A 14,579-nucleotide genomic window follows, 5' to 3' on the forward strand; every position below is an offset into this window, starting at 1 on the left:
CTCGCAGTGGGCGAGGAGTTGGTCGAGCGCGTCGCGGTCGCCGGCGATGACGGTGCTGGTGGGGCCGTTGTGGGCGGCGATGGTGAGTCGACCGTTCCAGGGGATGAGGAGTTCGGCCGTGTCGTCGGAGGGCAGCGGGATGGAGGCCATTCCGCCCTGGCCGGCGATGGCGAGGATGGCTTGGCTGCGGAGGGCGGCGATGCGGGCGCCGTCTTGGAGGGTGAGGGCTCCGGCGACGGTGGCGGCGGCGATCTCGCCCTGGGAGTGGCCGATGACGGCGGCGGGCTGGACGCCCAGAGACTGCCACACCTCAGCCAGCGAGACCATGACGGCGAACAGCGTGGGCTGGACGACGTCGACCCGTCCGAGGTCGGCGTTGCCGCGCAGGGCGTCGGTCAGTGACCAGTCGACATAGGGGGCGAGTGCGGCTTGGCAGTTGGCGATGGAGGTGGCGAAGACCTCGGAGGTGTCGAGGAGTTCGGCGCCCATGCCGATCCACTGCGAGCCCTGGCCGGGGAAGACGAAGACGGGGCGGTCGAGAGTTCCGGTGCCGGTGGGGGCGGTGCCGTCGGCGATGGCAGTGAGGGCGTTATGCAGTTCCTCGTGGTTGCTTCCCAGGGCGACGGCCCGGTGGTCCAGTCGGGCTCGTCCGGTGAGCAGGGTGTGGCCGACAGCCCGCAGGTCCGTGTCGGGGTGGTCCTGGACGAAGGCGGCCAACTGTCCCGCCCGCGCGCGCAGCGCCTCGTCGTCCCGGGCGGAGAGCACCCACGGCACCACCGGGAAAGGCGAGTCGGCCGCGGAACCCTCCGGCGCAGCGGCCGGCGCCGCCTCCAGGATGACGTGCGCGTTCGTCCCGCTCGCTCCGAACGCCGACACGCCCGCGCGGCGCGGACGCCCGTCCGCCTCCGGCCACTCCCGCCGCTCGGTGAGCAGCGACACCGCGCCCGAGGCCCAATCGACGTGCGGGGTGGGCTCGTCGACGTGCAGGGTGCGCGGCAGCACGCCGTGCCGCATCGCCATCACCATCTTGATGACCCCCGCCACGCCCGCCGCGGCCTGGGTGTGGCCGATGTTGGACTTCACCGAGCCCAGCCACAGGGGCCGTTCGGCCGGCCGGTCCCGTCCGTAGGTGGCGATCAGGGCCTGGGCCTCGATCGGGTCGCCGAGCGTGGTGCCGGTGCCGTGGGCCTCGACCGCGTCCACGTCGGTCGCGGTGAGCCGGGCGTTGTCGAGGGCCTGCCGGATGACCCGCTGCTGGGAGGGGCCGTTGGGCGCCGTGAGGCCGTTGGAGGCGCCGTCCTGGTTGACGGCCGAGCCGCGCACCACGGCGAGGACGGGGTGCCCGTGGCGCTGGGCGTCGGAGAGCCGCTCCAGCAGCAGGACGCCGACGCCCTCGCCCCAACCGGTGCCGTCGGCGGAGGCGGAGAAGGCCTTGCAACGGCCGTCGGGGGCGAGCCCGCGTTGACGGCTGAACTCGACGAACATGCCGGGTGCGGCCATGACCGCCGCGCCACCGGCGAGCGCGGTCGAGCATTCGCCCCGGCGCAGCGACTGGCAGGCCAGGTGCAGCGCGACCAGCGAGGAGGAGCACGCCGTGTCCACCGTGATCGCCGGACCCTCCAGGCCGAACACGTAGGACAGCCGACCGGACAGGACGCTCGCCGCGCCACCCGTGAGCAGGTACCCCTCCAGACTCTCCGTGGCCCGCTGGGCGAGTCCCGCGTAGTCGACCTGCCCCGCGCCCATGAAGACGCCGGTCCGGCTGCCGCGCAGGGACTCCGGGGCGATGCCGGCCCGCTCGAACGCCTCCCAGGAGGTCTCCAGCAGCAGCCGCTGCTGCGGGTCCATCGCCAGCGCCTCGCGCGGACCGATGCCGAAGAACCCGGCGTCGAACCCGCCCGCACCGTCCACGAAACCGCCCTCGCGGGCGTACGTGTGGCCGGCCCGGTCGGGGTCCGGGTCGTACAGTGACTCCACGTCCCAGCCGCGGTCGGCGGGGAACGGGGAGACGGCGTCCCGGCCGTCCGCGACCAGCTGCCACAGCCCTTCGGCGGAGTCGGCGCCGCCGGGGAAGCGGCAGGCCATGCCGACGACGGCGATCGGCTCGGCCGCGACGGATTCCGTCTCCTGGAGCCGTCGGCGCGTCTCCTGGAGATCGGCGGTCACCCGCTTGAGGAAGTAACGGAGCTTGTCCTCGGTCTCGCTGGCCACAGTGGCGCAACCCCTTCGGATGGAACAGGAACAGGACGGCTGGTCGGCGGTGGCGCCGGCGGGAGGAGTCAGGAGATGCCGAGCTCGTTGGTGATGAAGTCGAAGACCTCGTCGTCGTCGGCGGATTCCAACTCCAGTTCGGCGCCGGTGGATTGGCCGTCCTCCGGCCCGGGCCGCAGGCTCCACCGGTCGGCCACGGCCCGGAGCCGGTCGGCGATCCGCGCCCGCTCGGGGTGGTCGGCGCCGACCCCGGCGAGCACGGCCTCCAGGCGGTCCAGCTCGGCCAGGGCCGGCGCGGCCGACGGCGCGTCCGCACGCGGGAGTTCGGCGTCCAGGTAGCGGGCGAGCTCCGCCGCCGTCGGGTAGTCGAAGACGAGCGTGGCCGGCAGGCGCAGCCCGGAGGCGCTGGTCAGGCGGTTGCGCAGTTCGACCGCTGTCAGGGAGTCGAAGCCGAGGTCGCCGAACGCCCGGTCCGCGCCGATCGCCGTCGGGGCCGAGTGGCCCAGCACCACGGCCACCTGGGCGCGTACCAGGTCCAGCAGGGCGCGTTCGCGCTCCTCGTCGGAGAGCCCGGCGAGCCGCTGCTTCAGACCGTCCGCCGCGGCGGCGTCCGGTCGCTCGGCGGGGCCGGCGGACGGGCCGGCCAGCCCGCGCAGCAGCGGCGGGAGGTCCGGTCCGGCCTGGCGCAGAGCGGCGAGGTTCAACCGGACCGGCAGCGAGGTCGGGTCGGCGCCGGCGAGCGCCGCGTCGAAAAGGGCCAGGCCGTCCTGCGGGCCGAGCGGGAGGAGGCCCGAGCGCCGCATCCGGCCGAGCGTGGCCTCGTCGAGCGCTCCCGCCATGCCCCGGTCCTGCTGCCACAGGCCCCAGGCCAGCGACCGGGAGGGCAGGCCCCGCGCGGCGCGGTGCTGGGCGAGGGCGTCGAGGAAGGCGTTCGCCGCCGTGTAGGCCCCCTGGCCGGCACCGCCGAGGGTGGCCGTCGCGGAGGAGAACAGCACGAACGCGGCGAGGTCGGCGCCCCGGGTGAGCTCGTGCAGGTGCCAGGCGGCGTCCGCCTTCGGGCGGAGCGCGGCCTCGAACCGTTCGTCGGTGAGCGAGGCCAGGGCGCCGTCCGCGACCACGCCGGCCGTGTGGACGACGGCGGTCAGCGGGTGTTCGGCGGGTACGGCGGCGAGGGCGCGGGCGAGGTCCTCGCGGTCGGCGGTGTCGCAGGCGGTGACCGTCACCCGGGCGCCGAGGGCGGTGAGTTCGGCGGTGAGTTCGGCGGCGCCCGGGGCCGCCGGGCCGCGGCGGCCGAGCAGCAGCAGGTGCCGCGCGCCGTACGCGGTGACCAGGTGCCGGGCGAGCAGCGAGCCGAGCGCGCCGGTGCCGCCGGTGATCAGCACGGTGCCGTGGGGGTCGAGCGCGGGGGTCGCGCCGTCCGCGCCGGCCGCGCCGTCCGTCACCGGGCGGCTCGGTACCGGGCTCGGCACCAGGCGCGGTGCCAGGACGGTGCCGGCGCGGAGGGCGAGCTGCGGTTCGCCGCTGGCGGCTGCCTGGTCCAGTGCGGGGGTGATGTCCGTGGTGATGTCCGCGATGGTGTCCGCGTCGCCGGGCAGGTCCAGGTCGAGGAGGACGAAGCGGTCGGGCTGCTCGGCCTGGGCGGCCCGGACGAGGCCCCAGAGCGGGGCGTGGGCCAGGTTCGGGACGTCCGTGGCGGGGGCGGGGCCGCTCACGTCCGCCCGGCCGACCGCCACCGCGCCGCGCGTCACCAGGACCAGCCGGGAGGCCGTGAAACGGTCGTCCGCCGCCCAGGCGGTCAGCACGGACCACGTCCGGCGCAGCGCCGCGCGCACCGCCGCGGGGAGCTCCCCCGTGGTGTCCGGCAGCGGGAGGACGACCGCCTCGGGCACCGGCAGTCCCGCGGTGACGGCCTCGCCGAGCGCCGCGAGGTCGGGGTGGCGGTCGAGACCGGGGAACCCGGGACCGTCCCCGAGCACCGCCCATCGGCCGCGGTCCCGTTCGACCGCCGGGACGGGCGCCCACTCGACGCGGAACAGCGCGTCGCCCAGCCCGGCCCGTGCCGCCGCGCGCAGCTGGTCGACCGAGACCGGACGCGCCCGCAGCGCACCGACCGAGGCGACCGGCAGGCCGGTCTCGTCGGCCACGTCCAGGGACATCGCGTCCGGCCCGGCCGGGGCCAGCCGCAGGCGCAGCGCGACCGCGCCGGGGCGGTGCAGACGGACGTTGTTCCAGGCGAAGGGCAGCAGGACCTGCTCGCCGGTGTTCCCGACCAGGCCCGCGTGCAGCGCGGCGTCGAGCAGGGCGGGGTGGACGCCGTACCCGCCCGCCCGGTCCCGCTCCGGCTCCGGCAGGGCGACCTCGCCGTACACGTCCTCGCCCGCGCGCCACATGGCCCGCAGGCCGCGGAACGACGGGCCGTAATCGAAGCCGTCCCGGGCGACGGAGGCGTAGAAGCCGTCGAGGTCCACCGGCTCGGCGCCCTCGGGCGGCCAGACGCCGGTCGGCTGCCAGCCCGCTCCGCCGTCCCCGCCGTCCCCGGCGTCCCCGGCGGAGAGCGTGCCGCCCGCGTGCCGGGTCCAGTCCGCGGTGTCGTCCGGCCGCGCGTACACGCCGATCGACCGTCGGCCCGACTCGTCGGCCGTACCGACCGCCACCTGCACCTGGGCCGTCCCGCTCTCGGCGAGGATCAGCGGCGCCTCCTGGTCCAACTCCTCGACCGTCGTGCAGCCGGTCAGCCGTGCCGCGTGCAGCGCCAGCTCCAGGTACGCGGTGCCGGGCACCACCGTGCTGCCCAGCACCACGTGGTCGGCGAGCCAGTGGTGCGTGCGGGGCGAGAGCCGCCCGGTGAGGATCAGCCCGCCGCCCTCGGCCGGGGTGACGGCGGCGCCGAGCAGCGGATGCCCGGCGCTCGCCACGCCCAGCTCGGACGCCTCGGCGGGCGCGCCGTCGGAGGGGGCCAGCCAGTACCGCTCGCTCTGGAACGCGTACGTCGGCAGGTCGAGGCGGCGGCCGGCCGGGCCGACCCGTTCGGTGAGGAGGGCCGGCCAGTCCACCCGGGTACCGCGCACGTGCGCCTGGGCGACCGCGGCGAGCACCGTGTCCGGCTCCGGACGGCCCCGCCGCAGCAGCGGCACCGCGGCGACGTCCCCGGCCTCGTCCTCGGCACTCTGCCGGGCCATCGCGGACAGCACACCGTCGGGGCCGAGCTCCAGGAGGGTCGTCACCCCCTGGTCGAGCAGGTGCCGGACGCCGTCGTGGAAGCGCACGGCCTCGCGCACGTGCCGGACCCAGTACTCCGACGTGCGGATCAGGTCGGCGGCGACCGGGCGGCCGGTGAGGTTGGAGACGACCGGGATCGTCGGCTCCTGCAGCACGAGGCCGTCGAGCACCTCGCGGAACGGGGCGAGCATGCCGTCCATGCGTGCGGAGTGGAAGGCGTGGCTGACGGTCAGCCGCTTCGTCCGGCGGCCCTGCGCGCTCAGCCGCTCGGCGACCCACGCGACCGCGTCCTCCTCGCCGGAGACCACGACGGAGCGCGGTCCGTTGACGGCGGCGATGCCGGCCTCGCCGACGATGCCGGCCTCGGCGGCGAGGTCGGTCAGCAGGGCGGCCACCTCCTGCTCCGTCGCCTCCACCGCCACCATCGCGCCGCCGGCGGGGAGTTGCTGCATCAGGCGGCCGCGGGTGGCCACCGCCGTGACCGCGTCCTCCAGGGAGAACACCCCGGCGACGTGGGCCGCCGCGAGTTCCCCGATCGAGTGCCCGAGCACGAAGTCCGGCCGCAGCCCCCAGGATTCGACCAGCCGGAACAGCGCCACCTCCAAGGCGAACAGGGCGGCCTGGGTGAAGGCCGTCTCGTTCAGCCGGTCCGCCCCCGGTGCCCCTTCCTCGGCGAGCAGCACCTCGCGGACCGGCAGGCCGCTCCGCTCCGTCAGCAGCTCGCACACCCGGTCCAGCTCGGCCGCGAACACCGGGAAGCGCCCGTACAGTTCGCGGCCGGCGCCGGCGCGCTGGGCGCCCTGGCCGGTGAACAGGAACGCCAGCCGGCCGGTGCGCGCGGCCGAGCCCCGGAGGAGGTTGGGCGCGTCGTCGCCCCGGCGCAGCGCGTCGAGGCCGGCGAGCAGCTCCTCGCGGTCGGTCCCGAGCACCACCGCGCGCTGGTCGAGGCCGGCGCGGGCGGTGGCCAGCGTCCACGCGACGTCCGCGGCCGCCCACTCCGGGGCGGTGGCCGTGGCGTCGGCCAGCCGGCCGGCCTGGGCGCGCAGGGCCTCCGGGCTCCGGGCCGACACCAGCCACGGGGTCGCGGTGGGCTGCTTCTCGACCGGTTGCTCGTCAGCCGGCTGCTCCCCTGCCGGCTGCTCCTCGACGTGCTGTTCGAGGATCACGTGGGCGTTGGTGCCGCTGATGCCGAAGGAGGAGACGGCGGCCCGCCGGGGGCGGTCGACGGCCGGCCAGTCGCGCCGCTCGGTCAGCAACTCCACCGCGCCGCGGGACCAGTCGACCTGCGGGGTCGGTTCGTCGACGTGCAGGGTGGCCGGCAGGACGCCGTGGTGCATCGCCATCACCGTCTTGATGACGCCGGCGACGCCCGCGGCGAGCTGGGTGTGGCCGATGTTGGACTTCACCGAGCCCAGCCAGAGCGGCTGTTCGGCCGGCCGGTCCTGGCCGTAGGTGGCGAGCAGCGCCTGGGCCTCGATCGGGTCGCCGAGCCGGGTGCCGGTGCCGTGGGCCTCCACCGCGTCCACGTCCGCGGTGGTGAGCCGGGCGTCCTCCAGCGCGGCCCGGATCACCCGCTGCTGGGCCGGTCCGCTCGGCGCGGTCAGGCCGTTGGAGGCGCCGTCCTGGTTGACGGCCGAGCCGCGGACCACGGCGAGGACGGGGTGGCCGTTGCGCCGGGCGTCGGAGAGCCGCTCGACCAGGAGGACGCCGACCCCCTCGCCCCAGGCGGTGCCGTCGGCCGCGCCGGCGAAGGCCTTGCAGCGCCCGTCGGGGGCGAGGCCGCGCTGGCGGCTGAACTCGATGAACATGTGCGGTGCGGCCATCACCGCGGCGCCGCCGACCAGCGCCATCGAGCACTCGCCGTCGCGCAGCGCCCGGGCGGCCAGGTGCAGTGCCACGAGGGAGGAGGAGCACGCGGTGTCCACCGTCACCGCCGGGCCCTCCAGGCCGAAGGTGTAGGAGAGCCGGCCGGAGGCGACGCTGACGGTGGTCCCGGTCAGCAGGTAGCCCTCGGAGCCCTCCGCGCCGCGAGGATCGGCGGCGTAGCCGAGCGGGGAGGCGCCGACGAACACACCGGTCCGGCTGCCGCGCACGGACTCCGGGTCGATGCCGGCGCGTTCGAAGACCTCCCAGGACGTCTCCAGCAGGAGCCGCTGCTGCGGGTCCATGGCGAGCGCCTCGCGCGGGCTGATCCCGAAGAAGGCGGCGTCGAAGCGTTCCGCGCCCTGGACGAAGCAGCCCGTCCGGACGTAGCTGCGGCCCGCCCGGTCCGGGTCCGGGTCGTACAACTCCTCGACGTCCCAGCCGCGTTCCGCCGGGAACCCGGACAGGGCGTCACGGCCTTCGGAGACCAGGCGCCACAGCGCCTCGGGGCTGTCGACGTCACCGGGGTAGCGGCAGGCCATGCCGACGATCGCGATCGGCTCGTGCCGGGCCTCGGTGAGCCGGTGGTTCCGCTGCTGGAGCCGCTTGTTCTCCTTGAGGGAGAGCCGGAGCGCTTCCAGCACCCGTGCTTCCTGTGATCCAGCCTGTGATGCAGCCATCGTTGGGTTCTCCGCAGTCCGAGCGCGATCAGAGGTCAGTGGTGCCGAAGGCCAGGCCGATCAGGTCGTCGGCGTCCATGGCGTCGATGTCTTCGAGGTCGTCGAGGTCCCCGTCCGGGTCTTCGAGGCCACCGTCCGGCTCGGCCGGTGGCTCCTCCGGCCCGGCACCGGCCAGCGCCAGCAGGGCGTCGAGCAGACCGGCGGCGCGCAGCCGGGCCGGCGGGACGGTCGCCAGGAGACGGCTGACCTCGGCGTCCGAGACCCCTCGGCCGGCGGGTTCGACCGGGGCCAGCTCGGCCTGGAGGAAGGCGGCCAGCGCGTCCGGCGTCGGGTGGTCGAAGACCATGGTCGCCGGCAGCCTCAGCCCGGTGGCGATGTTGAGCCGGTTGCGCAGCTCGACGGCGGTGAGCGAGTCGAAACCGAGCTGCTTGAACGCCCGGTCCGGCTGGATCGCCCCGCCCGTGGCGTGGCCGAGGACCACCGCCGCGTTGACGCACACCAGCTCCAGCAGCGCGCGGGCGCGTTCGGCCTCGGGCAGGGCGGCCAGCCGCAGGGCCGGGGCCGGCCCGTCGTCCGTCCCGGTGGCCGCCACCGCGCGCCTGGCGCCCGTACCGACCAGCCGGCGCAGCAGCGGCGGCACCGCGCCGGACTGGAAGGCCGTCCGGGCGGTCGCGACGTCGAGCTTCATCGCCACCAGCTGGTCCCGGTCGGAGGGCAGGGCCGCGCCGAACATCGCCAGACCGTCGGTGTCGGACAGCGGGCTCACCCCCGAGCGCCGCAACCTGGCCAGGTCGGTGGCGTCGAGGTGGCCGGTCATGCCGCTGGCCCGCTCCCACAGGCCCCAGGCGATCGACAGGCCCGGCAGCCCCTCGGCGCGGCGACGCCGGGCGAGCGCGTCGAGGAAGGCGTTGGCCGCGGCGTAGTTGCCCTGGCCGGGGCCGCCCAGGACGGCCGCCGAGGAGGAGAACAGCACGAAGGCGCCGAGGTCCGCGTCGCGGGTCAGCTCGTGCAGGTGCCAGGCGGCGGCGACCTTGGGGCGCATCACGGTCGAGACCTGCGCCGGGGTCAGCGAGGCGATCACCGCGTCGTCCAGCACGCCCGCGGCGTGGACGACGGCGGTCAGCGGGTGTTCGGCGGGTACGGCGGCGAGGGCCCGGGCGAGGTCCTCGCGGTCGGCGGTGTCGCAGGCGGTGACCGTCACCCGGGCGCCGAGGGCGGTGAGTTCGGTGGTGAGTTCGGCGGCGCCCGGGGCCGCCGGGCCGCGGCGGCCGAGCAGCAGCAGGTGCCGTACGCCGTGCTCGGTGACCAGCCGGCGGGCCACCAGGGCGCCCAGCACGCCCGTGCCGCCGGTGACCAGCACGGTGCCGTTCGGGTCGAGCGCCGTCGGCATGGTGAGCACCACCTTGCCGACGTGCCGGGCCTGGCCCATGAAACGGAACGCGTCCAGGCCCCGCCGGACGTCCCAGGTGCGGGCGGGGATCGGACGGAGCACCCCGCGCTCGAACAGTGGCACCAGTTCGGCCATCATCCGGCCGATCCGGTCGTAGCCGGCCTCGATCAGGTCGAACCAGAGGTAGGAGGTGCCGGGGTGGGCGGCGGTGACCTCGGCCGCGTCGCGGATGTCGGTCTTGCCCATCTCCACGAACCGCCCGCCGTCCGCGAGCAGCCGCAGCGAGGCGTCGACGAACTCGTTGGCGAGGGAGTTGAGCACCACGTCCACGCCCCGGCCCCCGACGGCGGCGCGGACGCGCTGCTCGAAGTCGAGGCTGCGCGAGGAGGCGATCCGCTCCTCCGGGATGCCGAGCGCGCGCAGGGTGTCCCACTTGGCCGGGCTGGCCGTGGTGAAGACCTCGGCGCCCAGGTGGCGGGCCAGCTGGATCGCCGCCATGCCGACACCGCCGGTCGCCGAGTGGATCAGCACCGACTCGCCGGCGCCCAGCCCGGCGAGGTCGACCAGTCCGTAGTAGGCGGTCAGGAAGGCGATCGGCACCGAGGCGCCCTCGGTGAACGTCCACCGCGCGGGCAGCGGGACGAGCAGTCGCTGGTCGACCACGGCGACCGGCCCGAACGAGCCGGGCACCATGCCCATCACGCGGTCGCCCGGGGCGAACGCGGTGACCTCGGGGCCGGTCTCCAGCACGACGCCGGCGGCCTCTCCGCCCATGACGTCCTGGTCGACCATGCCCAGGCCGAGCAGCACGTCGCGGAAGTTCATGCCGGCGGCCCGGACGGCCAGTCGGACCTGGCCGGGGGCGAGCGGCGCGGAGGCCGCCGGGTGGGGGATCAGGCCGAGGTTCTCCAGCGTGCCCTTGGCGGTGGTGTCCAGCCGCCAGTCGGGCGTGTCCGCTGGCGGCTCCAGCAGTCGGCCGGTGGTCGCGCGGACCAGCCGCGGGGCGAGCAGGACGCCCTGCCGGAGGGCGAGTTGGGGCTCCCCGGTGGCGAGCGCGGCGGCCAGGGTGGGCCGCAGCCCGTCCGGGTGGCCGCTCGTGTGTCCGCTCGTGTGACCGTCCAGATCGAGCAGTGTGAAGCGGTCCGGATGCTCGGTCTGGGCGGAGCGCAGCAGGCCCCAGACGGCGGCGTGGGCGAGGTCGGAGACGCTCTCGCCGTCTGCGGCGGCCACCGCACCCCTGGTCAGCACGACGAGCCGGGAGGTGGCGAACTGGTCGCTCGTGAGCCATTCCTGAAGAACCGTCAGCGTTTGGGTGACGGCTTCGCGTGCGGCGGCGGGGGCGTCCGGCGACTCCGGGCCGTCCGCCGACTCCGAGCCGGCGCAGGTGACCAGGACGGCGTCCGGCACCGTCGCACCGGCCTCCACGGTCCCGGTGAGGGCGGTGAGGTCGGGATGCGTGCCGAGCCGGAGGCCGTCGGACAGCCCGAGGTGGTCGGTGCCGAGCAGGACCCAGCGTCCGGCGGGTGCCCCGGGGGAGGACGGCAGTTCGGTCCAGTCCACACCCAGCAACGGGTCCGCGTCCTCGGCTGCCGTTCGCAGCTGCTCGCGGTCCACCGGGCGGCTCGCCAGCGACGCCACCCGGGCGACCGGCGCGCCGCTCCCGTCGGCCACCGCGAGGGCGACCGCGTCGGCCCCGGCCGGTGACAGGCACACCCGGAGGGTCGTCGCGCCGGTGGCGTACAGGGAGACACCGCTCCAGGAGAACGGCAGTCGCACCTCGCCCGGGGCCGCGGCCGCGACCGCGTGCAGGGCCGCGTCCAGCAGGGCGGGGTGCAGGCCGTACTGTGCGGCCGCGTCGTGCTGCTCACGCGGCAGCCGCACCTCGGCGAACAACTCCTCGCCCTGGCGCCAGAGCGCGTGCAGGCCCTGGAACGCCGGACCGTAGCCGAGGCCGTCGGCGGCCAGGCGGGGGTAGAGGTCCGTGAGGTCCACCGGCACCGCGCCGGCCGGGGGCCAGGCGGCGAGGTCCCAGGTCGGGCGCTCGGCGTCGGCGGCCAGGACACCGGTCGCGTGCCGGGTCCAGGGGGCGTCGGGGCGGTCCTGGCGGTCGGGGCGGGAGTGGACGGAGACGGTGCGCCGCCCGTTGTCGGCCGCGGGACCGATCCGGAGCTGGAGCTGGACGAGGCCGTCCTCCGGGAGCAACAGCGGTGCCTGGAGGGTGAGTTCTTCGAGGACGTCGCAGCCGGTGTGGTCGCCGGCGTGGAGGGCGAGTTCGACGAGGGCGGTGCCGGGGAGGAGCGTGGTGCCGAGGACGGCGTGGTCGGTGAGCCAGGGGTGGGTGGTGAGGGAGATGTGGCCGGTGAGGATGAGTTCGTCGTTGTCGGCGAGGGGGAGGAGGGCGGTGAGGAGGGGGTGTTCGGTGGCGGTGAGGCCGGCGGCGCGGACGTTTGCGGTGGCTGCGGGTGCGTCGAGCCAGAAGCGTTCGCGCTGGAAGGGGTAGGTGGGGAGTTCGATCCGGTGGGACGGGCCGGTGGGGAGCAGGGCCGTCCAGTCGACGGGGGCGCCGTGGGTGTGGACCTCGGCGAGGGAGGTGAGGAGGCGGGGGAGGCCGCCTTCGTTTCGGCGGAGGGTGCCGGTGGTGACGGCGGGGTGGTCGGTGGTTTCGGCGGTGTCCTGGACGGCTGTGGTGAGGACGGGGTGGGGGCTGGCTTCGATGAAGGCGTGGTGGCCGTCGGTGAGGGCGGTGCGGATGGCGTCGGTGAACCGGACGGGCTGGCGCAGGTTGGTGTACCAGTAGTCCGTGGTGAGGGTGGTGGTGTCGATGGAGGCGCCGGTGACGGTGGAGTAGAGGGGGACGCTGGCTTCCCTTGGTGTGATGCCGGCGAGTTGCTGGGCGAGGTGCTCGCGGATGGCTTCGACGTGGTGGGTGTGGGAGGCGTAGTCGACGTCGATGCGGCGGGCGCGGATCTCCGACTCTTCGCAGTGGGTGAGGAGTTGGTCGAGGACGTCGCGGTCGCCGGCGATGACGGTGCTGGTGGGGCCGTTGTGGGCGGCGATGGCCAGGTGCTCGCGCCAGGGGGCGAGGAGCTGGGTGACGTCCTCGTGGCTGAGCGGGATGGAGGCCATTCCGCCCTTGCCGGCGATGGCGAGGATGGCTTGGCTGCGGAGGGCGGCGATGCGGGCGCCGTCTTGGAGGGTGAGGGCTCCGGCGACGGTGGCGGCGGCGATCTCGCCCTGGGAGTGGCCGATGACGGCGGCGGGCTGAACACCCAGGGACTGCCAGACCTCGGCGAGCGAGACCATGACGGCGAACAGCGTGGGCTGGACGACGTCGACGCGCCCGAGGTCGACGGTGCCGCGCAGGGCGTCGGTCAGCGACCAGTCGACGTACGGGGCAAGTGCGGCCTGGCAGCGGGCAATCGATGCGGCGAAGACCTCGGAGGTGTCGAGGAGTTCGGCGCCCATGCCGATCCACTGCGAGCCCTGGCCGGGGAAGACGAACACCGGACGCTCGGCCGTGCCGCTGCCCGTCACGACCCCGGGCGCGTCGCCGCCCTCGGCGAGGGCGGCGAGACCGTTCAGCAGCTCCGCGCGACTCTCCCCGATCACCACCGCCCGCTGCTCGAACACGGACCGGCCCGACACCAGCGACGCGGCCACCTCGGCCGGTTCCCACTCCGGGTGGGCCTCGACCGCCGCGCGCAGCTGCTCGGCCTGCGCGCGCAACGCGGCCGGAGTCCGTGCGGAGAGGGCCCACGGCACCACGGGGAAAGACGAGTCGGCCGCAGAACCCTCCGGCGAAGCAGCGGGGGCCTCCTCCAGGATGACGTGCGCGTTGGTCCCGCTGACCCCGAACGAGGACACGGCCGACCGCCGGGGCCGCCCCGTCTGCGGCCACTCCCGTGCCTCGGTGAGCAGTTCGACCGCGCCGGAGGACCAGTCGACATGCGGGGTGGGCTCGTCGACGTGCAGGGTGGGCGGCAGCACGCCGTGCCGCATCGCCATCACCATCTTGATCACGCCGCCGACCCCGGCCGCGGCCTGGGTGTGACCGATGTTGGACTTCAACGAGCCCAGCAGCAGCGGCCGTTCGGCCGGACGGTCCTGCCCGTAGGTGGCCAGCAGTGCCTGGGCCTCGATCGGGTCGCCGAGCTTGGTGCCGGTGCCGTGCGCCTCCACCGCGTCGATCAGGTCCGGTGACAGCGCGGCCTCGGCGAGGGCCTGCCGGATCACCCGCTGCTGCGACGGGCCGTTGGGCGCGGAGAGGCTGCTGCTGGCGCCGTCCTGGTTCACCGAGGAGCCGCGGAGCACCGCGAGCACCCGGTGCCCGTTGCGCTGCGCGTCGGAGAGCCGCTCGACCAGCAGCATGCCCGCGCCCTCGCCCCAGGCCGTGCCGTCGGCGGCGGCCGCGAAGGACTTGCAGCGCCCGTCCCGGGCGAGGCCGCCCTGCCGGCTGAACTCCACGAAGGTGTCGGGCGTGGCCATCACCGTGACGCCGCCGGCCAGCGCCATCGTGCAGTCGCCGCGCCGGACGGCCTGGGCGGCGAGGTGGAGGGCCACCAGGGAGGAGGAGCAGGCCGTGTCCACGGTCACCGCCGGCCCCTCCAGGCCGAGCGCGTAGGCGATCCGCCCGGAGGCGACGCTGCCCGCGGTGCCGGCGCCCAGGAAGCCCGCGACCGACTCGTCCACCGAGCCCAGCCTGGTGCCGTAGTCGTGGTACATCAGGCCGGTGAACACCCCGACCCGGGTGCCGCGCACCGTCGCGGGGGGAATGTCCGCGCGTTCGAACGCCTCCCAGGCGGTCTCCAGCAGCAGCCGCTGCTGCGGGTCCATGGCCAGCGCCTCGCGCGGGCTGATGTCGAAGAACCCGGGGTCGAACCGGTCGGCCTGGTCGAGGAAGCCGCCCTCGCAGACGTAGGAGGTGCCGGGCCGCAGGCCGTCGGGGTCGTAGAAGTCCTCGATGCGCCAGCCGCGTTCGGCGGGCGGCGCACCGACGGCGTCGCGCCCGGTGGCCGCCAGCTCCCACAGCTCCTCCGGGGTCCGGACCCCGCCCGGGTAGCGGCAGCTCATTCCGACGATCGCGATCGGCTCGCGGTCGGCGGCCTCCAGTTCGGCCATCCGGCGGCGTGCCTCGCCGAGTTCGGCGGCAGCCCACCGGAGGTGCTCGCGAAGCTTGTCTTCATGTGCCACTTGAGCCTGCTCCTAAAGCCGGTGCG

Annotated in this window: 3 protein-coding genes; all 3 read right to left on the bottom strand. The window is 75.4% G+C overall.

From position 1 onward, the window contains the following. The coding region (locus tag ACFP3U_RS00005) for a type I polyketide synthase (RefSeq protein WP_380222912.1) at nucleotides 1-2,211 on the bottom strand (2,211 nt) is incomplete at its 3' end. Between the two features lie 68 nt (nucleotides 2,212-2,279). Further along, complete coding sequence (locus ACFP3U_RS00010; RefSeq protein WP_417466408.1) at nucleotides 2,280-7,973, bottom strand: type I polyketide synthase; 5,694 nt, start codon at nucleotides 7,971-7,973, stop codon at nucleotides 2,280-2,282. A gap of 28 nt (nucleotides 7,974-8,001) precedes the next feature. Beyond that, nucleotides 8,002-14,553 (bottom strand): SDR family NAD(P)-dependent oxidoreductase, encoded by a 6,552-nt coding sequence (locus ACFP3U_RS00015; protein ID WP_417466409.1) that lies wholly within the window; start codon nucleotides 14,551-14,553, stop codon nucleotides 8,002-8,004. Between the last annotated feature and the right edge of the window lie 26 nt (nucleotides 14,554-14,579).

It is taken from the genome of Kitasatospora misakiensis, from assembly GCF_042656005.1.
GTDB lineage: Bacteria > Actinomycetota > Actinomycetes > Streptomycetales > Streptomycetaceae > Kitasatospora > Kitasatospora misakiensis.